The sequence below is a fragment of the Haloferula helveola genome, from assembly GCF_037076345.1.
GTDB lineage: Bacteria > Verrucomicrobiota > Verrucomicrobiia > Verrucomicrobiales > Akkermansiaceae > Haloferula > Haloferula helveola.
The window spans coordinates 311,317-336,413 of record NZ_AP024702.1; the positions used below are offsets into that span (position 1 = coordinate 311,317).

A 25,097-nucleotide genomic window follows, 5' to 3' on the forward strand; every position below is an offset into this window, starting at 1 on the left:
TGGATCGGGACCGGGAAGTCATTTACTCGCCGCTTTCCGACTCCTCCTCGAGTGCCGCCAACTTCTTGCGTGCCTCGGTGACGTGCTTGCTGGTCGGGTAGTCGAAGATCAACTGCCTGAGCTTTGCCTTCGCCGTTTCGTTGTCGCCCATCCGGAAACCGACGTTGGCCCACAACAGCAGCATCTCATCGAGGAAAGCCGCATCCGGATAGTCACTGAAGACGCTCTCCAAAAGATCCGCCGCTTGGGCGAAGTCCTCGGTATCGACGTAGTGACGGACCACCCGGCCGAGGGCTTCCGCCGCAAACGAGCTCTCGGGATAGGTCTCGTAAGTCAGCCGGTAGGCGCGGATCGCCGGGCTCATCCGGTTCTGCAAGGCCGTCTCCTTGCTGAGACCCGCTTTGCCCCACTTGCTGTTGTGCTCGTCGGCCGCTTCGGCCATCTCCTCGGCCTCCTTCTGCAGCGCCTCGCCGATCCTGAACTGCGCCTCGGCACCGGAGATCGGATTCTCCAGTTCCAGCACGCGACCGTAGACATCGACCGCCTGCTTGTAATCGCCGCGGTCGGTCAGACTGCGGCCTAGCGTCATCAGCGCCTGGTCCGCCAGAACGGACTCGGGGTAAAGCCGGTTGAAGGCCAGACAGGTCGCCGTGGCCGCATCGAAGTCATCCTTCAGCAGCTCACTCTCCCACTTGAGCTTGAACGCCTGCTCGACAAGATCGCCAGGCAGCTTGCTGCGGTTCACGATGATCGGGTCGACCTTGTCGAGCGCCTCGTTTGCACGCATCGCCGCCCGCTGATCGAGACCCATGTCCTTGTAGATGCCACCAAGGCCGGCAAGCGCCTCGGCTTCAACCGAACCCTTGCGGGCCTTCAGCAACTCTTCGAAAACGACATACTGGTCAGCCGTCACCCCCGAGTTCACCGAACCGGACACCTTGATCTTCGTCTCGGTCTCTCTCGGCTCGTCGCCGTAGAGATGGACCGCGTCGGTATAGGTCACCACCAACTCATCGAGCTCGTCGCAATGCAGGACGTTGTCCTTGCCGTCGGGCGTCACACCATCCTCCACAGGTGCCAGCTGAATCTTGCCAAGGAACGCCCCGGTCCGGATCTGGTCACCCTCTCCGGTTTCCTCGAGCTTCACCGTCACACTGTCGCGCTCCTTCCAAACGTCCTCCTCCTCGTCCTCAAGCGCGAAGATATCGAGCATGTCTTCCGACTCTGCCGCGTCCTTGGCCTCGACCTTGTAGCGGGAGGTCACCAGCAAGGTCAGCGACTCGGCCTTCGGCGACGTATCGAGATCCGCGTCGCGCAGCATCACCACCTGCGGCTGACCCGGATAGGCGATGTAAGCGGGCGTCGAGTGGTCGCCGAGGTAAAACCCGACGGTTCCGGTGCTCACCGCCCGGACCTTGCCGGTGCGTTCGACCCCCTTCTCGCCATCCAGAGTACTGTCATCAACGTAGGTCACCGTCAGCGTGTCACCACCGACCATCTGGATCACCCCGTCGTTCGGCTTCGGATCACCGAGCGCGGTCGGGGCCGATGCAAGCATCTCGTGCTGTTTCCCGGGGACCGGAACACCGGTGATCGTCTCGACGTCGCCACTGCTGACCTTGACCTCGGCTTTGACCTCGACTCCGAGCTTGCGCATCACCGGCACGTCCGCGTCCTGGATCTTGGCGTAGAAACGCTCGCCGATCTCGATGCGGCCGAGATCGTCACTCCCCTCCTCCGTACCCTCGACCTCGGTGCCGACCAGCGAAAGCGAGTCGATCGCCTTATTCCAGTTCTTGAGGTTGTAGTGGCTCATGCCGATGTAGAAGTAGGCCATGTTCGCCCACTTCGTCCGGCCCGCGACTTCCGTAAGGCGGCGGAAAAGCGGGAAGCCCGCGGCATACTGGCCCGACTGGTAATGGCAGAAGCCGGCTTGGAACAACGACTCGTGGTAGAGCGCCTCCTCGTCCTCCGGCTGCTTCTCTCCGGGAACCGGCGCGAGCAGACGGGTCAGCAGCAGGAAATGACCGAGCGCCTCCTGCGTGTTGCGCTGATCGAGGAAGTGCTTGCCCATCGCCATGTGCGCCATGTGGGCAAGCATCGTGCCCTGGTTGTCGCGCACGACGGTGTTCAGCATCGCGAGCCCGCGCTCGTATTGCTTGTACTCCATCAGCTCGATCGCCTTGTCGTAGAGGTGTTTGGCCTGGCGGTCGATGTCCGCCGAAACCCGCTCGCGACCTGATCCGCCTTCCTCTTCCTGCGCGGGCAGGAGTCCGGGGATCAACGCGATGCAGGCGGCCGCCACGATCCGGCGGTTCCACTCGTTCTTACTGAAGCTGCTCATGATGGGGGTTCGCCGTGCGGCGGAGATTCTCTTTTCCTGATGGTCTTTCATTCCTCGGCCTCGGCCTCGCCTCCGGTCAGCGCGACGCCGTAGCTCTCGAGCCGGTTGTGGGCGTCGCTCGACTCCCTGCTCTTCGGGTAACGCTTGAGGACCGTCCTCAACTGGTTGACCTCCCTGCCCTTGTCGCCGGAGACCCGGTAAATATCGGCCGCCTTCATGCAGGCCTGGGAGGCGACTCCGCCGCCGACCGCTTCAAGCTCACGGACGGTCTTGATCGCCTGGTCATAGCTTCCGAGGGCCACCAGACAGTCGGTGATGCCCCAGGTCGAAGCGGGCTGCTCGTTCGCCGCACGAAACGCCTTGATCGCTTCCTCGTGCCGACCCAGCCCCTGCAACAGGCGGGCCTTCGTCAGCATCAGCCCGCCCGAGTATTTCGGCGACTTCAGCAATTCCGGCAACTCGGCGAGCGCCTTCTCCATGTTCGGAGGATTCCGATGACTACGGGCATTGTAGTAGTCGAACCGGGACTTCGTAGCGAAGAGCTTGTCCTTCATCCGGGCAAAGTAGCGGAAGACAACCTCCTCCGATTCGTAGTTTGCGACGAAATCGGCGAATTTCCTCAGTTCCTCGTCGCTCATGCCGTCGGTGCTGACCGTACGCATGACCTGTTGAGCCTCCTCGTGCATCCCCAGCGGGTGCCGCAGCCGGTTCATCAGGGAAAGCTTCTCCGGCGTCTTGAGACCCGGGAGGAACTCCTTGATCCTGTCGGCGAAGAATTTCGCGCGGAGCTCGGGCACAACGTTGTAGTAGCCGCACCACTGCAGGACCCGGTCGACATCCGCCGACTTCTCGGCGAACTGCTTCTCCATCCGCGCCACCCACGAGTCCCGGTCCTTCTCGTGCGCCATCTGGGCATCGCACCAAAGCTTGCGGAGGTCATCGTGTTCCTTGAACCGGTCACCCATCTTCGCACTCCAGTAGGAGCAGGCCTCCACCCGTTTCTCCGGATCACCGGTCCCGAGCGCCGAGCCGAGAGCCGCCGACCAGTAACGCGGGTCTTCCTCCGGGTTGTCTGTCTTCTGGCCGCGACCATCGAAGCCGTTCGCCGCCACGTAGAATTCCTTCAGCTTGTCATGGTTCGGACTCCGCACCGCGTAATGGGCAAGCACCGCCTTGCGCGCCTCCTCGGCGGCTCTCGGATTGCTCTTCAGGAAAGCGACAGCGGTTCGCCAGTGATACTCGGCCGCTTCGTCGAACCGTCCCAACTCCTCCATTGCCTTTCCGAGGTATGTCAGCGCGGACCCCGAGTTCGGCTGGGCGACGTAGTCGTCGTCCTTCACCATCCGCGCCCACACAGCGGTCTTCTTCGCGCCGTCGCCATTCTGACCATGGCACTCGCCGATGTGATAGAGCGCGGCGGCGGCGTAGCGGACATCATCGGGGAAGTAGTCGACGACATCCTGGTAGGCCTTGATCGCGGCGTTGCGCTTGTCGAGTTTGTGCAGGCAGCGACCCATCCTCAGCAGCACGTAGGGCAGCGCCTCGCTCTTCGGGAACTCGAACGAGTAGGCCTTGTAGGCCGCATACGCTCCCTTGAAGTCCTGCTTGTTGTAGAGCTTGTCCGCATCCTCGAGATTCAAGCCTTCGAAGGTGTCGAGCTTGGCAAACGCCTCGCCGGGATACCCGATCTCCTCCCCCGCCTTCTGCGCCTGCAGGTCGCCGGTAGCCAACCCCGCGGCGAACAGAATCGCCAGCATCCGAAACGCGGTGTTCGCCCCTTGTCCTTCCTTTCTTCTCGTCATGAATCGATGGGTATCGCCCAGCTCTAAACTACCCAGACGCCGAAGGAATCTTTTCCACGATCCGCGGCGTTTGACTTGGATAGAACCGGACATCCGCACCTACGAGACCTCGGCCCGTATGCGGTCAGCTTAAACGCGAATTTTGATCGCGGATTCGCGCCATCCGTGAGCCGGGGTCTGGAAGCCATCCCGAACCCCGGAATTTCCCGGCCGTTCCGGGCTTGCGGGGGCTCGCGGTTCCCCTCACTTGTAGGTTGTGAAACGACGCCAATTCCTCCGCTCATCCGCCGCCATCGCAGCCACCACCGGCAGCCTGTCCGCCACCGCCGATGCAGCCTCCGATTCCGACGCCTCGACGGTCACCCTGAAGAAGGGCGACGTGGTTCTCTTCCAAGGAGACTCGATCACCGACGCGGGTCGGAACCGCAAGACGCAGGCGGAGCCGAACAACGGTTCCGCCCTCGGCCGCGGATACGCCGCGATCATCGCCGGCGAGCTCCTCGTCGACCACAGGGAACTCGAACTCAAGACCTACAACCGGGGCATCTCCGGCCACAAGGTGCCGGACCTCGACAAGCGTTGGCAGGAGGACACGATCAACCTCAAGCCCGCGGTGCTCAGCATCCTGATCGGCGTGAATGACATCTGGCACAAGATGAACGGTCGCTACGACGGCACGCCGGAAACCTACCGCGACGGATTCGCTGCCCTGCTCGAGCGCACGAAGAAGGCGCTACCCGATGTGACCCTCGCGATCTGCGAGCCATTCGCGCTGCGCTGCGGCGCGGTGAAAGACAGCTGGTTCCCCGAGTTCGACGAACGAAAGGCATTCGCGAAGGAGGTTGCCAAGGGCGCGGGCGCCATCTGGGTTCCGTTCCAGGAAGCCTTCGATGACGCCGTCGCGGCCGGAACCACTCCCGATTTCTGGGCAGGTGACGGCGTGCACCCGTCGGTGGCCGGCCACGCCCTCATGGCGCGTACATGGCGGAAAGCCGTCGGCATCTGACCTCGGTGTCCCATGAGAATCACCCCACCCCTTCGAGTCCTCGCCCCGATCGTCACCGCTGGTATGGCTTTTGGCGCGGATCCCCACCCGGTTCCCGATGGTGAGCAATGGCTGACCTATCCGGGAGGCGACGGCCCGGGCGCGGGCAAGCACGTGGTGCTCATCGCAGCCGACCAGGAATACCGCAGCGAGCAGGCCATGCCGATGCTCGCCGGGGTCCTCTCGAAGCACCATGGCTTCCACTGCACGGTGCTCTTCGGAGTGAATGAGGACGGCCTCGTCGACCCCACCCTTCCGGTCTATCCGGAGAAGGGAAAGGAGTCGGAATTCAAAGAGCACCACATTCCCGGCATCGAGCACCTCGCGAAGGCCGATCTTGTGATCTTCTTCCACCGGCTGCTGACCCTCCCGGACGATGAGATGAAGCCCATCGTCGACTACCTCGACTCGGGCAAGCCCTTCATCGCGCTGCGCACGGCCAATCACGGATTCCGCGGCAAGCTCCCCTACGAGATCGACGGCAAGAAAGTCGGCTTCGGCGAAATCGTCGGCGGCGCTTTCATGAGCCACCATGGCAACTGGAGCCGCGACTCGACCCGTGGCGACATCGTTCCTGCGATGAAGGACCACCCCATCCTCACCGGGGTGAAGGACATCTGGGGAACGACCGACGTCTACCGCACGTTCAAGGAAGGCGAAGGCCTGCCGGAGGGCTGCACCGCCCTCGTCCACGGCCAACCGCTGATCGGCCGCGAGCAGGGCGGCGCCGACAACCCTGACAAGGAGCCCTTGCCGGTCGTTTGGTTCAAGAACTGGAAGACCAGCAATGACAAGGAGGCACGGGTCCTCCACTCGACCATGGGCAGCGCCAAGGACCTCAGAAATCCGGGACTTCGCCGACTCGTGGTCAACGGCGTTTACTGGGGTCTTGAGATGGAAGACCAAATCACCCCGGACAGCAGCGTCGACTACGTCGGAAAGTATGAGCCGCTCGATAGCGGGTTCGCCTACGAGAAGCTGGGAGTGAAACCGCATCCGGCTTCCCACTACCGGTAGACCGTTTGCCGCAAGTAGTTGCCGAAACGGCCGAGCCTGCGGGAGCCAAGACCAAGGCGCGAGGAAGGACGTGGATCAAGATCCACAGCCGACGAGCAACGCTGGCAATGGCTCCCGCAGGCCGGAACCCCGAGAACCGATCCGCGAAGCGGCTTTCGTTCCAACCAAAAGACTATCCCGCTTCGGCAAGGACTTCTGGCAAGTGGTCTAAAGAAAAAACGCCGGCCCCGCTGTAGCGGAGCCGGCGTGGGAATCGATTGGAACGGATCAGTTCTCGGCCGCGCTGAGACGTCCGAACAGGGTGCCGCTGCCCGACGCGAAGCTGTCGGGAATTTTCACCGTCACCGTGTCCGTCGGGCTGCCGTCAACAACGACCACTTCCACCCCGCTTCCGAGCGTCTGGCTCGTCAGCGGAATCACGTCGCTGTTCGACAGCGAAAGGTCGCCTCCGTAGTCGACGCTCAGCACCACAGGCGCAATGCCGTCGAGACGCTCGAAGGTGAGGGTCAGGAAACCCGGCTCGGTGGCCACCGCCGGCAGCAATCCGAGCGCGTTGGCATTCACGTCCGACGCTCCGAGTGCGAAGGCCAAGCCGTTGTCGACCCCGTCGCCGTTGGCATCATCTTCGAACAACGCGCCTCCCGACCACGCCGCATACGGCGTCTGCCCGGTGCCCGTCAGGTTGATCACATACGGATTCTCGTCGCCGTCGTTGTTGGCGATCGACAGCGCCGCGCTCTTCGCTCCGGCCGTCGCTGGCGCGAACTGGATCGTGAACGTCGTCGTGCCGCCTGCCGACGCCACCGGCGTGACCGGCACCGCCGTCACCGTGAAGTCCGCCGCGTCCGTTCCGGTCACATCCACCAGGGGTGCTCCCGTCAGGTCCAGTGCGGCCGAACCGCTGTTGCGGATCGTGAAGGTCAGCGGGGCGTTGCCTCCCAGCGTCACCGTGCCGAAGTCCTGTGAGCCGCCGCTGGCGATCTCGGTCAGCGCCGGTTGCTCGACGGCGATTTCAGGCGCGCCGCCTCCCACTCCGGTCACCGTCAGCACGCCGTCGCCGAGGATCCACGGCACTTCGAAGTCCACTCCGCCCAGACCCGTCCGGCCGTAGGTGCCCGCGGGCTGCGCCACCGTCGCCACCACCAGTTGCTGGATCGTGTCGGTGTTGTTGCCCATCTCCAGTAGGATCCCGTTGTAGGTCCCGCTCGGCCATCCGCTGTTCGCGTTGCCCTGGCTGTCGAGCGTCAGCGTCGCGCTGTCGGCGAACACGTCGCTCGCCTCGAGCTTCAGGATCGCTCCCCGGTCGTCCGCGTTGCTGCGCGGGTTCACCGTCACGTCTCCGGCTCCCGCCGATCCCGCGGCCTCGAATTCCACCAGATATCGGTCTTCGGCATCGAACACCAAGCCGCCGCTGAAGCTGTTGGCCTGCGTGAAGCGCACGATCGCCCGGTTGTCCTTCAGGTGCACCATGCTCCCCGTGCCGGTGATCGGACCGGAGAAAAGCCGGGTCCGTCCGTGCGTCGCGTTGCTCTGCGAGCGGAACTCGTTGGTCCCCGTCAGGTCCAGCCCAGGGTAGGTCGTCGTATACTGCGTCTCGTCCTGGATCGTCGCGTCCTCCATTCCGATCGTCCCCGTGCCCAGCGCGTTCTCAGAGCCTGACACGTTGTTGATCCGCAGCGAAGAGCCCGATTCCATCGTCAGCCCGCCGGAATACGGGAAGGTCGATCCGTTCTGCACCTGCGCCGCGATCCCGGTGGCGATGGTCGCCGGATACGTGCCGAAGGGCGGAAATCCAGAGTCCCAGTTCGCTCCCGTGTTCCAGCTGTCCGAGCCGCCCGCGTCGGCCGTCATCGTGATATTCGGCGGAGAGCCCGCCAGCACCGTGAAGGTCGTGTCGTCGGCGAACGGACCGTTGAGCGTGTTGCCGAAAAGGTCGTCGAAGCTCGCGCTCGCCGCCGCTCCGAGCGTGAAGTCGCCCGTCCCGGTCACCGTCGCCACCACCTCGAACTCGTTGACGTCGGTCTGCGTCACGCTGTCGATCGTGAACGGCGCGCCGCCGCCCGTCGCGTTCTCGAAGTCCGCCACCGTCACCGCCGAGTTCACCACCTCGTCGAAGGTCAGCGTGTAGAGCACCGTGCCGCCCACATACAGGTTCGTCGTGATCCCGGAGATCGGATCGGTGATCGCCGGCGGATTGACCACCACGTCCGCCGGAGCGCCCGTCACCGTCAGGACCGCGTCCCCCTCGATCCACGACACCTCGTTGTCCGGCGCGCCGGGAGATCCCACACGGCCGTACGTCCCGGCAGGATAGGCGAAGCCCTCCTTGTTGAGGAACTGCACCGTGTTGTCCGCGTCCATCCGCAGGCTCGCGTTGCTCGTCCCGTTCGGGCCTTCGCCGAAAATGTTCAGCGTCGCAGTGGCCGCGATCGCACCGCTCGCGTCGAACTCGAGCTTGTGCATCCGGCGGTCCGTCGAGTTGACCGGGCTCAGCGTCACGTCACCCACACCGAATGCCCCGGCCACCGAACCGGTCACCGTGCCCGCGTTGCCGCCCCGGCCGGCGATCGTGCTCACCACCAGACCATCGAATGTGTTTGCCGCCCCGAAGCTGTGGTTGCCCGTCGAGGTGTTCGACTGAAGCGTGAACTGGTGGGCTCCGGTAATCGGGTTGGCGAAGGTGAAGTTCGCAGGAGTCTGGGTCGACTCGCCCGCGCTGAACGTCGCGTCGCCGAGCAGTTCTACCTCCGGGACCGTGACGTTGGTCTGGGTCCGGCCCTTTACCAGCGCACCGTCGCCCATCGTGATCGTCGTCTGGCCCGGGGTGCCCAGCGCGTTGTACGAGTTCGGCCGGTTGGTCGTCCAACCGATCTGGAGCGTCGAGTTCGACTCCATCGTCAGGTCGCCCGTATATGCTGGCGTGGCGTCGTCCCACGCCACCACGTAGGCTCCGGAGGGAATCAAAACATTGAACGAACCGTTCGGCACCTGGGTGCCGTCCCAGTTGCCGGCCGTGTTCCAGGTGTTCTGGCCCCCCGTGCTGTTCGGGCCCGTGTAGGTCAGAACCGGCTCGAACAAGGTGACGCTGCCAGCCGTCGTCGACGTCTTGCCGAGCGAATCGGTCACCCGCAGCTGGATCGTATTCTCGCCCTCGACCATTCCGTACACGCCGGTAAGGGTGGCGTAATCGATCGACGCCGGGGTCACACCCGTGATGTCGAAGACCGTGTCGTTGTCGACGTCCCAGTCGTAGGTCGTGATCGTCTGACCGTCGGACGGTAGTGAATTGCTTCCATCCAGAGAAAGCGAACCACCCGGAATCTCGACCGCGTAGGGACCACCTGTGTCAGCGATGGGCTCGGCGAGCGTCACACTCAGTTGGACATCATCGAAGTTCACGTCACTTGTTCCCGCACCCAGCGCCTTGCTCAACAACCGGATCTCAAGCGCCTCTCCCACCAGTCCGCTGTGAAGACCTGCGTTGTAGACATAGTTCACGGTCGAGGTCACGAAGCCGTCATCCACCGGTGCCTGGGTGTTGTCGTCTTCAGCAAGCAAAGTGCCGTTGGCCAGCAACTGCACCGTGTAGCCATCAAAATCCGCATCCGCCGGATCTCCGACTTCAACCGTCAGAGTGTAGCTTGCGTCCGCTTGGAAAAGCCCCGTCGCACCGGCAAGCACCTGGGAGAGGCCGTCGCCGGCCGAGCCTTCGAAGACCGAAGCCACGTTGTCCCCTTCCGCGGCACCGGAAGAGAACTGGGTTGCGCTCGGATTGAACACGGTCGCGCCGTTCGCGATATCGGTCCAACCCGGCACGGGGGAAGCGGAGTTGCTGTCGGCCAACACGGGATCTTCAAATCCGGCATTGGTGATCGGCACCGATGTCTGACTCCACACGGGAGCACTCAGACCGAGGGCGGCAAACGCCACCAGGGGGTAGGTAGGATTGGTTTTCATAACGTCTCGGGTTTTCGAACGCGACTTGCCGGGGAACAGGCAAGAGCGCGGAGTAGCAAGGTCGATCCAATCCATTGGCACACCTTGAGACAATCTCCACAGAAGGGAAAATTCGCTATCAACCATCCTAATTTCCAGTAGCTTTCAGAAATGCGGAAAATTCATATCCTTACCGCCGCCGAACAGGCCGCAAACCATCTGCGCGATGAGATTCAAGAGGGCAGGATCGGGCCGGTCATGCCGGGCGTCATCACCCTGGAGCAAGAAACCGGAGTCAATCGCAACACGCTCGAAGCCGGCCTCCGGATTCTCGAGCGGGAAGGACTTATCGCCTCCCAAGGGACGGGAAGGCGGCGGAAGATTATCGACACCGAAAAGCGCGATGATGGAGGCCGTTCGATACGATTGGCCATGCTCGAGTTTGACGAGGCATCGAAGGGCGAAAGTTATGTGGTCGAGATGCGACACCGACTCGAAGAGGCGGGGCACCGTGTTCTCGTCACTCGTGAAACCCTCCAACACCTCGCGATGAATGCATCGCGGGTTGCACAACTCGTGGCCCGCACCCAAGCCGACGCCTGGATTGTCGGCGCCGGGTCCAGAGATGTGATCAGCTGGTTCAGCCGCCGCCCCTTTCCCACCTTCTGCGTCTTCGGCAGGCGCCGCGGACTCCCCATCGCGGGAGCGGGGCCGGACAAGACCGGCGCGATGCGAAAGGCCGTCAGCCGTCTGGCTGGACTCGGCCACGTCCGGATCGTGCTTCTAACACGCACGGATAGGCGCTTGCCCGTACCCGGGGCCTCGGAAACCGCATTCCTTGAAAGCCTTGAAGAGATGGGAATCGCAGGTGGTGACTACAACCTCCCATCATGGGAGGACCACCCGGAAGACTTTCAGCGAGTGCTCAACTCCTTGTTCGCGGTCAGCCCGCCGACCGCAATCATCGTCGACACGGTCGAGCTCTACCTATCGACCCAGCAGTTTCTTCTCAAACAAGGCCTAGCGGTCCCCCGGGACGTTTCGCTGGTCTGCACCGACTCGTCACCCGTCTTTGATTGGTGCCAACCGAGAATCGCTCACATCCACTGGGATACCCGCCCCTTGGTTCGCCGCGTCGTGAGATGGGCCGCCAACGTCAGCAAACGCCGACGGGACCTGCGGCAATCCTTGATTCGCGCCACTCTGGTCGAAGGAGGAACCATCGCACCCGCCCCCGGTCGGGCAGGTGCGCGTTGAATCATTTGCCATTGAGTTGCCTCAGTTCTCGGCCGCGCTGAGACGTGCGAAGAGGGTGCCGCTGCCCGACTCGAAGCTGTCGGGGATCTTCACCGTCACCGTGTCCGTCGGGCTGCCGTCGACCACTTCGACAACCACCCCGCTGGGCAGGGTCTGCCTCGTCAGCGGAATCAGGTCGCTGTTCGAGAACGACAGGTCTCCGCTGTATTCGACACTCAACACCACAGGTGCGATGCCATCGAGACGCTCGAACGTGAGTGTCAGAAAACCCGGTTCGCTTCCGATCACCGGAAGGAGACCAAGGGCATTCACATTCGGGTTCGCCGCACCAAGCACGAAGGCGAGGCCATTCTCAACGCCGTCGCCATTCGCGTCGTCGTCAAAAGCGGCACCGCCGGACCAACTGGCGTAGGGCGTGACGCCTCCCACTCCGGTCACCGTCAGCACACCGTCGCCAAGGATCCACGGCACTTCGAAGTCCACTCCGCCCAGACCCGTCCGGCCGTAGGTGCCCGCGGGCTGCGCCACCGTCGCCACCACCAGTTGCTGGATCGTGTCGGTGTTGTTGCCCATCTCCAGTAGGATCCCGTTGTAGGTCCCGCTCGGCCATCCGCTGTTCGCGTTGCCCTGGCTGTCGAGCGTCAGCGTCGCGCTGTCGGCGAACACGTCGCTCGCCTCGAGCTTCAGGATCGCTCCCCGGTCGTCCGCGTTGCTGCGCGGGTTCACCGTCACGTCTCCGGCTCCCGCCGATCCCGCGGCCTCGAATTCCACCAGATATCGGTCTTCGGCATCGAACACCAAGCCGCCGCTGAAGCTGTTGGCCTGCGTGAAGCGCACGATCGCCCGGTTGTCCTTCAGGTGCACCATGCTCCCCGTGCCGGTGATCGGACCGGAGAAAAGCCGGGTCCGTCCGTGCGTCGCGTTGCTCTGCGAGCGGAACTCGTTGGTCCCCGTCAGGTCCAGCCCAGGGTAGGTCGTCGTATACTGCGTCTCGTCCTGGATCGTCGCGTCCTCCATTCCGATCGTCCCCGTGCCCAGCGCGTTCTCAGAGCCTGACACGTTGTTGATCCGCAGCGAAGAGCCCGATTCCATCGTCAGCCCGCCGGAATACGGGAAGGTCGATCCGTTCTGCACCTGCGCCGCGATCCCGGTGGCGATGGTCGCCGGATACGTGCCGAAGGGCGGAAATCCAGAGTCCCAGTTCGCTCCCGTGTTCCAGCTGTCCGAGCCGCCCGCGTCGGCCGTCATCGTGATATTCGGCGGAGAGCCCGCCAGCACCGTGAAGGTCGTGTCGTCGGCGAACGGACCGTTGAGCGTGTTGCCGAAAAGGTCGTCGAAGCTCGCGCTCGCCGCCGCTCCGAGCGTGAAGTCGCCCGTCCCGGTCACCGTCGCCACCACCTCGAACTCGTTGACGTCGGTCTGCGTCACGCTGTCGATCGTGAACGGCGCGCCGCCGCCCGTCGCGTTCTCGAAGTCCGCCACCGTCACCGCCGAGTTCACCACCTCGTCGAAGGTCAGCGTGTAGAGCACCGTGCCGCCCACATACAGGTTCGTCGTGATCCCGGAGATCGGATCGGTGATCGCCGGCGGATTGACCACCACGTCCGCCGGAGCGCCCGTCACCGTCAGGACCGCGTCCCCCTCGATCCACGACACCTCGTTGTCCGGCGCGCCGGGAGATCCCACACGGCCGTACGTCCCGGCAGGATAGGCGAAGCCCTCCTTGTTGAGGAACTGCACCGTGTTGTCCGCGTCCATCCGCAGGCTCGCGTTGCTCGTCCCGTTCGGGCCTTCGCCGAAAATGTTCAGCGTCGCAGTGGCCGCGATCGCACCGCTCGCGTCGAACTCGAGCTTGTGCATCCGGCGGTCCGTCGAGTTGACCGGGCTCAGCGTCACGTCACCCACACCGAATGCCCCGGCCACCGAACCGGTCACCGTGCCCGCGTTGCCGCCCCGGCCGGCGATCGTGCTCACCACCAGACCATCGAATGTGTTTGCCGCCCCGAAGCTGTGGTTGCCCGTCGAGGTGTTCGACTGAAGCGTGAACTGGTGGGCTCCGGTAATCGGGTTGGCGAAGGTGAAGTTCGCAGGAGTCTGGGTCGACTCGCCCGCGCTGAACGTCGCGTCGCCGAGCAGTTCTACCTCCGGGACCGTGACGTTGGTCTGGGTCCGGCCCTTGACCAGCGCGCCTGCGCCCATCGTGATCGTCGTCTGGCCCGCAGTGCCCAGCGCGTTGTACGAGTTCGGCCGGTTCGTCGTCCAACCGATCTGGATGGTCGAGTTCGACTCCATCGTCAGGTCGCCCGTATACGCCGGTGTGGCGTCATCCCAAGCCACCACATAGGCTCCGGAGGGCACGATCGCACCCACCGTGCCGGCGGGCACCGCAGCAATGTCCCAGTTGCCCGCCGTATTCCAGGTGTTCTGGCCACCCGTGCTGTTCGGGCCGACGTAGGTCGCCAACGCACCCGGAACCGAGGTCGTGAACGCCCAGGTCGCGCCTCCGCTGATTCCGCCGAACGGATTATCGACAAGGTCAAGAATCGAACCAGCGTCGATCTCGACGTAGTAGTCGACACCGCCCGTCAGGTCGGAACTCGGATTGATGGTCACACTGCTGCCGGCAAACCCAGCGTTTCCGATCGGAATCGTCTCGAACACGGAACCTCCAAGTTCGGTGATCGTCACGTTGCCGGTGCCAGCTTTAACATCTTCGTCAAAGGTAATCACGAGGCTTGCCGAAACCGAGACCGTGGACGCCCCATTGACCGGATCGAGGGAAACAACAACCGGAGCGGTTGTGTCGGGAACATCCGTTGTCGCCGCCGCCGGAGCCGATGCACTACCGACATTCTGAGCCGGACTCTTGTCGCGCGCCTCGACGGTGTAGGTATACTCGGTGCCCGGCGTCAGGCCGGTGTCCTCGAAACTCTCGCCGTCCTGCCATCCGCTGTTGGTGCCAGCCGTCAGGTTGTTGAACCGGTATTCCACCCCGCTCGGGTCCGACGCCACGACCGCCGTCATCGCAATCGAGGTTTCTCCCGTCGAGGTCGGTGGTGTAGCGAACTCCATCGGACTCGGTGTCGGCGCGGCAAGGTCGGGCGAATCGGTCGTCGCCGAAGCCGGCGGCGAAAAGCCGGTGGCGTTCTGACCCGCGCTCTTGTCCCTTGCCCGCACCTCGTAGGTGTATTCCGTTCCGGCGGTCAGGCCTGTCGGCGTGAAGGTCGGGCTGTCCTGCCAGCCGCTGCCCGGACCGCCACCCACCGTGCAAACAAACTCGTATTCGACATCATTGATGTCGGTGGCAGCGCTGGCCGTCATGGTGATCGATGTTTCACCCAGCGCGGTGGGCAGCGACGCGAAACTCATCGGATCCGGAGTCGGCGGGGTGACATCGCTGCCGGCAACCGCACTCGACACCGCCGACCAATCGCCCTCGTTGCCCAGCGCATCCCGCATCTTGAACTGATAGTCGTAGGTGACTCCGTCGGTCAGCCCGCTGTTGTCCCAGAAATTGTCTGTGACCCAACCGCTGTTGTCGCTGTTCGTCGTGTTCTCGAAGAAATACTCAACCGGACCGGAGGGATCGAAGGCCACGGTAGCGACCATCCCGATCGTTCCCGACACAACCGCCGTCGGAGCGATCTCAAAAGTCGGAGGATTCGGGGCCGGCGGCGAGACGTCGTCCTGAAGATCGATCATTGCTCGACCGACCGCGTCACCGACCAGCATGTAGGTTTCGGCATTCCAGTTGTAGTGGAACCCCTCGCCGCTCGGCGAGATCGACACGTCCCGCCAGTACGGAGTGGTGTCGACCGAGGCGACCGTACCTGCGAACGCCGGATGCTGGACCGGGTCGCCCACCGCCATCTGTGCATTGAAGATCGCATCGCCGCTGCTGCCGGGACTCCATCCGCCGCCATCAAACCCGACCGAAGCCACCACAAACGGAGCGCTCGGCACGGTATTCGCCGGATAACGGGTTTCGTAGTAGCTGCGGAGTTCGTTGATGAACTGGACGAGGTTGTCCTCGTAGCGCGTCGCATAGACTCCCGCCGTCCCCGACCCGGACTGACCTCCGTCCTTGTGGCCCTGCCACCATACGTAACCGGCGATCTCGAAGCCCTGAGAGGCATATTCGGGATACTCGACCGCGAAGTCGTCGAGAATGTCGACCACGTTGGTAACCGCACTGCCACCCGCCGGCGCGTGATCGGCCTCGTCGAGGAAGTAGTCGTCATACTGTTTCCCGGCATACCAGTTGATCGGCACCGGGGTGGAACCGGTCGGCCACGACGACGGAGAATCCCCGTAACCTGCATAGGTTGTGCCGCCGACTTCATACTGGGGACTCCCCGGAGGAAGACAGTCCCAACCAAGACTACGGTTGCCGATCGACGACTTGATGAGAAGGACGGGCTCGTCGAAGTACCAACCCATCACATGTCCGAAACCGAGCTCCGGACCGAAAGATCCGCCACCGGCACCGAACTTCGGCTCGAGGGGACCGTCGCCGATGGCCGAAATCACGCCACGGTATTTGACGTCGTTGCGCGTTGTGAACCCACCTCCCGCTGCCGCGAGATTCGGAAATTTGTTCTCACCCGTGATGGTGGCCAGCGTGCCGGGTGCCGTACCGAAGACCTGGGCGAAGCCAACCATGTTGGACTGGCCGGACATGATGAAGACCTTCACCGGCTTGGTCGTGACGCCGGTAGATCCGTCAGGAGCAGGCAGCGGGTAGGGAATGTTCGGCTTATCTCCCGGCAGGAACGGATCGGTGAAGGACGCGGTGAGCTCATACCAGTCCCCCGCCCCGTCGGCATCGGTGTCCGCCAGAAGCGGATGGGTGCCGGTGTCGGTCGGACTCACGTAACTCCCGGTATTCGTTTCCACGCCATCCGACAGCGCGTCTTGGTCGGTATCGATGTCGAGCGGATCCGTGCCGGTACTCGAACTGCTGATCCACGTTCCGGTATTCGACTCATCCCCATCGAGCAGACCGTCGCCGTCGGTATCGTCGTCCAGCGGATCGGTGCCCGTATCCGCAGCACTCACCCATACTCCGGTATTCGTTTCCTCACCATCGAGAAGGCCGTCGTCGTCCGAATCCGGATCGGTCGGATCCGTGCCTGCCAGATACTCTTCAAGATTGGTCAAACCATCCCCGGCTCCGCCATTCTCCAGGTCGTCACCCGGATTGAGAGCCGTGGTTGATGGAGGACTCGTGTAAAGTTCCTCCCAGTCGTCCGGCAAGCCATCGGCATCGGTATCGTTGACCACGAAGTCGTAAACCGCTCCCGTCTCGGGTGTACCGGTGTCGGTGCCGTCGAGATGGGAATCGACACGCCAGTAGTAGCTATCCGCCGCTGGAGCGCTGACGGTGAATGTTTCGAGGTTCAGCTGGTTCGAAGCCACTTGGGCGAGCGAACCCGGATCCGTACCGAACCAGACATCCACCCAGACGTCGGATCCTACCGATGGAGCCAGATTGGACCATGTCAGGTCGACATCCCCCAACGGCACCACCGCTCCGAAGGCAGGAGCGGGATTGTTCGGGCTGATGAAGAGGACGGTCAGCGTGCCCGGCCCCTCGATCCATGACTGGCTGCTCGTGTACGTTCCGGCCGGCTGCTCGACTCCATCGAGCGTGAGACCGCCGATGGTCACGTCCGTGCCCAGATAGATCCGGTTGTTTCCATTCCCGCTCGGCCCGCCCCCATCCAGATGCAAGCGGCCGGTAATCGACATCGCATTGGCATCGTTGAAGCGGAGTTGGGGGCTCCGGTCGTCCGACGAATCCCCCACGAGAGTAACGTCCCCTGTTCCCAAGCATCCCGCAACATTCGCTTCGGCATCGGGCATTGCCTGACCGCGACCGAAAATGCCCGTGATGGTGAGAGCGGAGAAGCCGTTCGCCGCATTGAGTTCGATCCCGCCGCCCGCTGCGTTGGTCTCGATCGAGAAAGCATGCGGACCGCTGACCGGGTAATTGAAAACACCCTGAGACGGCACCTGGGTCGATTCACCCAGTCTCACGGACGCATCGCCGGTCAACACCACTTCCGGAAGGACGAAGCTGCTTCCGGTACGGGAGCGGATGAGCGAGCCGGCGGCCATCGTGATCACAGTCGTGCCCGGCGTTCCCAAGGCGTTGAATGATGCCGGCCTCCCCGTCGTCCAACCCATCTGCAGGGTCGCTCCGGTTCCGAGCGAAAGGTCTCCCGAATGAACCGGAGTGTCGTCACTCCAAGCCACGACACCACCACCTGCGGAAATCACCACGTCAGTGGTCCCGGTCGGAATCGCGGAAGTGTCCCAGTTCGAAGGAGTGTTCCAAGTATCCGTCCCGCCGAGGCTGTTGCTACCAATGTAGGTGGCGGTCTGTGCATCGAGGGAGACTGAAAGTCCGAGCGTGACCATCATCGCGATGCTCGGACCGGCAATTCGGGATTTTCTCATGAATCGGTTGGGTAAGTTTTCGACACGCCCAAACCCGGACGTGAGGGGCGCATGAAATTCGGCAGCACCGGACCGTTAGGGAGCATCAGTCGCACTGAGGCGTCCGAACAGGGTGCCGTTTCCAGACGCGAAGCTGTCGGGGATCTTCACCGTCACCGTGTCCGTCGGGCTGCCGTCGACCACGACCACTTCCACCCCGCTTCCGAGCGTCTGGCTCGTCAGCGGAATCACGTCGCTGTTCGACAGCGCAAGGTCGCCTCCGTAGTCGACGCTCAGCACCACAGGCGCAATGCCGTCGAGACGCTCGAAGGTGAGGGTCAGGAAACCCGGCTCGGTGGCCACCGCCGGCAGCAATCCGAGCGCGTTGGCATTCACGTCCGACGCTCCGAGTGCGAAGGCCAAGCCGTTGTCGACCCCGTCGCCGTTGGCATCATCTTCGAACAACGCGCCTCCCGACCACGCCGCATACGGCGTCTGCCCGGTGCCCGTCAGGTTGATCACATACGGATTCTCGTCGCCGTCGTTGTTGGCGATCGACAGCGCCGCGCTCTTCGCTCCGGCCGTCGCTGGCGCGAACTGGATCGTGAACGTCGTCGTGCCGCCTGCCGACGCCACCGGCGTGACCGGCACCGCCGTCACCGTGAAGTCCGCCGCGTCCGTTCCGGTCACATCCACCAGGGGTGCTCCCGTCAGGTCCAGTGCGGCCGAACCGCTGTTGCGGATCGTGAAGGTCAGCGGGGCGTTGCCTCCCAGCGTCACCGTGCCGAAGTCCTGTGAGCCGCCGCTGGCGATCTCGGTCAGCGCCGGTTGCTCGACGGCGATTTCAGGCGCGCCGCCTCCCACTCCGGTCACCGTCAGCACGCCGTCGCCGAGGATCCACGGCACTTCGAAGTCCACTCCGCCCAGACCCGTCCGGCCGTAGGTGCCCGCGGGCTGCGCCACCGTCGCCACCACCAGTTGCTGGATCGTGTCGGTGTTGTTGCCCATCTCCAGTAGGATCCCGTTGTAGGTCCCGCTCGGCCATCCGCTGTTCGCGTTGCCCTGGCTGTCGAGCGTCAGCGTCGCGCTGTCGGCGAACACGTCGCTCGCCTCGAGCTTCAGGATCGCTCCCCGGTTGTCCGCATTGCTGCGCGGGTTCACCGTCACGTCTCCGGCTCCCGCCGATCCCGCGGCCTCGAATTCCACCAGATGGCGGTCCTCGGCGTTGAACACCAAGCCGCCCGTGAAGCTGTTGGACTGGGCGAAACGCAGGATCGCGCGGTTGTCCACAAGGAACGACAGCGAGCCGCCGCCGGTGATCGGACCCGAGAACAGCCGGGTACGCCCGTGCGTCGTGTTGCTCTGCGAGCGGACCTCGTTGGCGCCCGTCAGGTCCAGCGCTGGGTAGGTCGTCGTGTAGCCCGTCTCGTCCTGGATCGTCGCGTCCTCCATTCCGATCGTCCCCGTGCCCAGCGCGTTCTCCGAACCCGACACGCTGTTGATCCGAAGCGAAGAGCCCGACTCCATCGTCAGCCCTCCGGAATACGGGAAGGTCGATCCGTTCTGCACCTGCGCCGCGATCCCCGTGGCGATGGTCGCCGGATACGTGCCGAAGGGAGGAAATCCAGAGTCCCAGTTCGCTCCCGTGTTCCAGCTGTCAGAGCCGCCCGCGTTGGCCGTCATCGTGATGTTCGGCGGAGAGCCCGCCAGCACCGTGAAGGTCGTGTCGTCGGCGAACGGACCGTTGAGCGTGTTGCCGAAAAGGTCGTCGAAGCTCGCGCTCGCCGCCGCCCCGAGCGTGAAGTCGCCCGTCCCGGTCACCGTCGCCACCACCTCGAACTCGTTGACGCCGGTCTGCGTCACGCTGTCGATGGTGAAAGTAGCGCCGCCGCCCGTCGCGTTCTCGAAGTCCGCCACCGTCACCGCCGAGTTCACCACCTCGTCGAAGGTCAGCGTGTAGAGCACCGTGCCGCCCACATACAGGTTCGTCGTGATCCCGGAGATCGGATCGGTGATCGCCGGCGGATTGACCACCACGTCCGCCGGGGCGCCCGTCACCGTCAGGACCGCGTCCCCCTCGATCCACGACACCTCGTTGTCCGGCGCGCCGGGCGATCCCACACGGCCGTACGTCCCGGCAGGATAGGCGAAGCCCTCCTTGTTGAGGAACTGCACCGTGTTGTCCGCGTCCATCCGCAGGCTCGCGTTGCTCGTCCCGTTCGGGCCATTACCGAAGATATTGAGAGTTCCGGTCGCGGCCATCACACCGGTCACGTCGAACTCCAGCAGGTGGCAACGCCCTGCTGGCTCCGCCGGACTCAAGGTCACCACTCCAGAACCGAATGCGCCGGCCACCGAACCCGTCACCGTGCCGGCATTGCCGCCCCGGCCCTGGATCGTGTCGACCACCAACTCGCTGAACGTGTTCGCCGCGTCGAAGCTGTGGTTGCCCGTCGAGGTGTTGCTGCGCAGCGTGAACCGGTGCGCGCCGGTGATCGGGTTGGCGAAGGTGAAGTTTGCAGGCGTCTGGGTCGACTCGCCCGCGCTGAACGTCGCGTCGCCCAGCAGTTCGATCTCTGGAACCGTGACGTCGGTCTGGGTCCGACCCTTGACCAGCGCACCGTCGCCCATCGTGATCGTCGTCTGGCCCGGAGTTCCCACCGCGTTGTACGAGTTCGGCCGGTTCGTCGTCCAACCGATCTGGATCGTCGAGTTCGACTCCATCGTCAGGTTACCCGTATATGCCGGTGTCGCGTCGTCCCACGCCACCACATAGGCTCCGGACGGCACGACAGCGCGTACAAAGCCGGCGGGCACCACAGCGATGTCCCAGTTGCCGGCCGTGTTCCAGGTGTTCTGGCCACCCGTGCTGTTCGGGCCCGTGTAGGTCGCGGTCTGAACGAGGGCAACGGTCGTGGAAACCGCCGAGGTCTTCGCGGACGAGTCGGTCACCCTCAGCTGAATCGTATTGAGCCCCTCGAACATGCCGTAGGTGCCGGTAAGAGTGGCATAGTCGATCGCCGCCGGAGCCGCTCCCGTGACGTCACCAAAGGTGCCGTCATTGTTGAGATCCCAATCGTAGGCGGTGATCGTTTGGCCGTTGGAAGGAATGGATGCGCCGCCATCGAGTGACAACGTCTCCCCCACGGATAGCTCGTAAGGTCCGCCAGCATCCGCGATCGGATCTGCCGTCGCGACAGAAAAACTCCACGTGGAGTCGTCCGCGATCCCGACGAACGGATTACTCGAAGCATCCACGACCGAGCCCGCATCGATCCAAACCGCATAGGTCTTGCCGATGATCAGGTCCGCCGCCGGATCGATGGTCAGGGTGTCACCAACAATCGAGACCGAGGGATCGCTGATATCCACCAGCACCTCGGTCGCGTCGGTCAGGTTCTTGATGGTGATCAAACCGGTCGATGCCACGACATCCTCATCGAACACCGCGACCAGATCGGTCGCCGGGTCGAATGTCGTGCTGCCATTGGCGGGACTGAAGGTAAGCACCTCAGGGGCGGTCGTGTCCGGAATATCGGCGGTATTGGCGGTCGCGGGATCGGACCACCCCGTCAGGTTGCCTACCCCGTCCCGAGCCTGGACCCGATAGCCGTATTCGGTGTCCGGCGACAGGCCAACGTCGGTGAAAGTCGGACTCGCCTGCCAACCGCTGTCGTTACCGCCGCCCAATGTGCACTCGAAGTAGTACTCCACCCCGTTCACATCGAGCGCGGTCGACGCGGTCATCGTGATCGAGCTCTCATCCACCGTTGACGGTGCCGAAGCGAAACTCATCGGATCCGGTGCGGGCGCGGTCACGTCACTTCCCGGGGTTCCCGTTTCAACCGTCGACCAGTCGGTCTCGTTGCCCAGTCCGTCGCGGGCCTTGACCCGGTAATCATACGGCGTGCCCGTGGTCAGGCCCGTGTTGTCCCAGTTCGGCGAGGTGCTCCAGTCGCGGAAGTTTCCGTTGGTCGTATTCTCGAAGTAGTACTCGATCGGTCCGACGTCCGCGGTCGCGGTGGTGGCGACCATTCCGACGGTCGCACCATCCACCGCACCTGGCGCGATCTTGAAGGTCATCGGGTTGGGCGTGATCGCGCTGGGGTAGTACAGATCGACCAGTTCCTGAACGCGGTCGCGCACCTCGTCGGCACAGGCCGGGATATATTCCTCGTTGATGGTCACGCCAACGCGCTGCTGGGTTCTTCCCCATGCCGTGTAGTAGTCGCTCTGGTCCCATTGCCGCGCATGCTCGGTTTCCGTCCAGTAGGCGCTCGGGCTGGGGATCTTCCCCCACCAGTTGAAGGCCCATGTCTGGAAGGCCGCGTTGTCGGCGGGAACCAGCGCCTTGTAATCGAGAAGAAGGTTTCGAATGGCAACCGATGGTTGGATGGCGGGATCCGCCGCGATCGCTGCGGCAAGCGCCTCGGGATTCGCGGGGTGAATGCCCCAGAAGTGGAAGAGCGGGCGAATGTCGTAGCCGACATGATGCGAGAGGCGCAGCATCTTGTCGTCGTCGGACGTGCCGTAGGGAATGCCATTGGCATCATCCTCCATGAACGAGCGCCAGTAGTCATCGAGCCCTTCCCAACCGAAGAGGCGCGCGATGTCCATGAACTTGGCATGCCCCTTGAGTTGGTAGGACTTCTCACCGGAATTCATGGGCACTTCACGGGGAGAGAACGCGAAGCTGAGCATCCACGCCACGGCGGTGTTGTCCAAGGTGCGGTAGGTGTTGCCGAAGCCGAGCGATCCCCGATGGGAGGTATCGATGTCGTAGCCGAATGCCCGATTCAGCATCGCCGCCTGGAGCAGGTTCACATTCGATTCACTTTCGCCGCCGAATTTCGGAAACCCGTAGGCATGCCCCTGCTCGTGAAACTCAACATGTGAGGCTGTGGGGTTGGCACCGGGGCCACGAACGAGGTAGCTGCCCGCATAACCGAGCGGACTGACTTCGGAGTTGGGGTTCGTGGTCACGTTGACCGCCGGATAGCCGGGCGCATGGACCGATGAGCGCAGGATGACGTCGGGCTGGCAGTACATCGTCTCCTTCCCCCGATCGCGCGGAAAGCCCATCAGATCGTTGATCGCATCCATCGCCGCATCCCAGTCGGCCATCAACTGCACGGCCTGCGTCCCCGTCATGTTGTAGATCCACTTCGTGGGCACCTGGATCATGAACTTGTCGGACTGGAAGTCGGCCCAAGGCGCGACGTGCGTACGTTCGACATCCCACTCCGCAGGAGTGGTCGAGTGGAAGCTCTTCGCCGAGAAGTAAGGCGAGCGAACGCCGCCGGTGACGGTCACCGTCACCACCCCGGCGTCGGCTCCGATCGGCACCTCGACGTAGATGCCGCCACCGAAGGGATTGGCCACCTTGATGGTGGTGGCATCGATCGGATAGAGGCGCGACTCGCGTTCGAGGCGTTGCACCGGGGCCCGACCGGAGAGATCCCATGAATGGGCGCCGACACGCACCTTGTAGCCGGCGTTGACCAATTCCGGGGGCACGGTGACGGAGGCGATGGTGCCGGGAGCGAGATACGTGCCGGTAGGTTTGCGCGCGGGGTTGGTCCACGCTTGGGTGTTGCGGCCGAAGGTGATCGGGAAACTGCCGTCGATCTGAATGTTGTGGGTATTCGCCGGATTGGCGGGCGGCGCACAGGGACCGGGGAAGTCGGCGTGACTGCCGAAACTGTAGCCATCGAGCTCGGCCTCGTGGGCGGCAAGCACCGGCGCGGTGTAGATCACGTCCATGGCGTGCTGCATGACCGAGTAGACGACCCAATGGACGTTCTCGCTGCTGACCGACTTCTTGTCGGCCGGGTTCGTATTGTTGCGGCTGAAGTCCGTGACGAAGCTGCCGGAAACGAACAATGGCCCGAAAGTCGCGTCGTAGGTCGAGATGAGATCGAAGACCGCGCCGATGGTGGCGGTGCTTTCCCCACACCGCTGCCGCAGGTCGTCGATGATCGTCTTCTGGGCCGCGATCTCCGGTCCGGTCAGGGTGGCCGCACCGGTAACGTGGTCCTTGATCGCGGCGATGGCGTCCAACAGCGGATCGCCGGGCAGCGTGGAGAAATTCAAGGTGACGTCGTCGGTGATCGCGTCGATCGGCGCTCCACCGTCACCCAGGATCGTGCCTGCATCGATCTGGATCGCGTAGTCCTTGTCCCAATCCAACAGGCCGGAGGGATCGATGCGGACCACGTTCTGGTCGTAAGTGAGGCTCGGGTCGCTGGCAGGAATGGCAGTTTCAACCGGACTGCCGGGGGTGGTCAGGTCACGGATGCGAATGTTGCCGGAGCCCGGCGAAACATCCTGGCTGAAAGTGAGCACGATCTCCCGGCTGGCCAACGCGTCGGTGGCGTCGTCCGCAGGACTGGCGGAGACCAACTCGAAAACCGGTCCGAGCGGCGGCTCGATATCGAGGTGGAAGATTCGGTCGGCGCTGATGGCGATGCCCACGCTGGTGTCACCCGTTCCCGAAACGCCGGACGTGTACCTCGATCCACCGGAGAAGTCGTCACCCGTCACCTTCAGATACGGGATGCCGGTCTGCCATGCCGAGGTGCTGGTCAGCATTCCCACATCGATCCCGTAGGTCGTGAAGGGTTCCAGAAGGACCGGCGTGTCGAAGGTCCACGTCATGAACTCGTCCGAGTTCCAAGTGAAGCTTTGCGTCGCCGTCTCTGAATGGACCACATCGAACGTGGTGCCGGCCACCTTCCCGACCCGGATGGCATAGGTTTTGGTCGGCTCCGCTTTCTGGGTGTCGCTGACCTGATAGGAAATCGATTTCAGACGCAGGGCCGCACCGCCGGTGGTGAAGGTCTGGCCCTTGGCCGCGCTGTCGGCACTGGTGCCGGTGAACCACTTGTCCGTCCCCGAGACGGCACCGTAGTTGGCGATATCCTCGTCATCGACGACCGGTGCGGTGGAACTGGCCGACATGGTCGCGCCGGGGCTAACGGTCGGGACAAAGCCGAGAATCGGCAGCGCGATCACAGCGGCAACGCTTCCGAGGAACCCGCGTGAGGCTCCGGATGGAGTGGTGGTCATGGGATTTTTCGAAGGGTTTTTCTAGCGGTGTCGGATCAACAACACTCGTCCAAGTATTAACGATGTAAACGCGGAGCCTAGATGCCCGACAAAACAAGCAAAGTGGATTCAATCTCCGAAATGCGGCGACTAAACGCTTATTTACGATCCACCTTCCAATCCCGTGCATCTTTCCCGAACAAAAGAA

At 63.4% G+C, this 25,097-nt stretch carries 8 protein-coding genes; 3 read left to right on the forward strand and 5 right to left on the reverse strand.

Features of this window, described 5'->3' with window-relative positions; translation table 11 throughout:
- Positions 1–22 precede the first annotated feature (22 nt).
- The gene (locus HAHE_RS01000; RefSeq protein ID WP_338687754.1) at positions 23–2,344 is read right to left on the reverse strand and encodes a tetratricopeptide repeat protein; all 2,322 of its coding nucleotides are present in this window, start codon (positions 2,342–2,344) and stop codon (positions 23–25) included.
- 47 nt (positions 2,345–2,391) lie between these two features.
- Positions 2,392–4,146, reverse strand: a complete 1,755-nt coding sequence (locus tag HAHE_RS01005; RefSeq protein ID WP_338687756.1) for a tetratricopeptide repeat protein — start codon at positions 4,144–4,146, stop codon at positions 2,392–2,394.
- A gap of 256 nt (positions 4,147–4,402) precedes the next feature.
- Between HAHE_RS01005 and HAHE_RS01010 the strand changes: the two genes are divergently transcribed.
- Positions 4,403–5,152, forward strand: coding sequence for an SGNH/GDSL hydrolase family protein (locus HAHE_RS01010; protein ID WP_338687759.1), 750 nt, complete (start codon positions 4,403–4,405; stop codon positions 5,150–5,152).
- A gap of 12 nt (positions 5,153–5,164) precedes the next feature.
- Complete coding sequence (locus HAHE_RS01015; protein WP_338687762.1) at positions 5,165–6,208, forward strand: ThuA domain-containing protein; 1,044 nt, start codon at positions 5,165–5,167, stop codon at positions 6,206–6,208.
- A 267-nt stretch (positions 6,209–6,475) separates the two neighbouring features.
- Here HAHE_RS01015 and HAHE_RS01020 read toward each other — a convergent pair whose 3' ends face one another.
- Positions 6,476–10,165: a choice-of-anchor D domain-containing protein gene (locus HAHE_RS01020; protein WP_338687764.1), complete on the reverse strand. Its 3,690-nt coding sequence runs from the start codon at positions 10,163–10,165 to the stop codon at positions 6,476–6,478.
- A 150-nt stretch (positions 10,166–10,315) separates the two neighbouring features.
- Between HAHE_RS01020 and HAHE_RS01025 the strand changes: the two genes are divergently transcribed.
- Positions 10,316–11,401, forward strand: a complete 1,086-nt coding sequence (locus tag HAHE_RS01025) for a substrate-binding domain-containing protein (RefSeq protein WP_338687766.1) — start codon at positions 10,316–10,318, stop codon at positions 11,399–11,401.
- Positions 11,402–11,422: 21 nt separating this feature from the next.
- Here HAHE_RS01025 and HAHE_RS01030 read toward each other — a convergent pair whose 3' ends face one another.
- Complete coding sequence (locus HAHE_RS01030; protein WP_338687769.1) at positions 11,423–17,863, reverse strand: Ig-like domain-containing protein; 6,441 nt, start codon at positions 17,861–17,863, stop codon at positions 11,423–11,425.
- Positions 17,864–17,938: 75 nt separating this feature from the next.
- Positions 17,939–24,910, reverse strand: coding sequence for an Ig-like domain-containing protein (locus HAHE_RS01035; protein ID WP_338687771.1), 6,972 nt, complete (start codon positions 24,908–24,910; stop codon positions 17,939–17,941).
- Between the last annotated feature and the right edge of the window lie 187 nt (positions 24,911–25,097).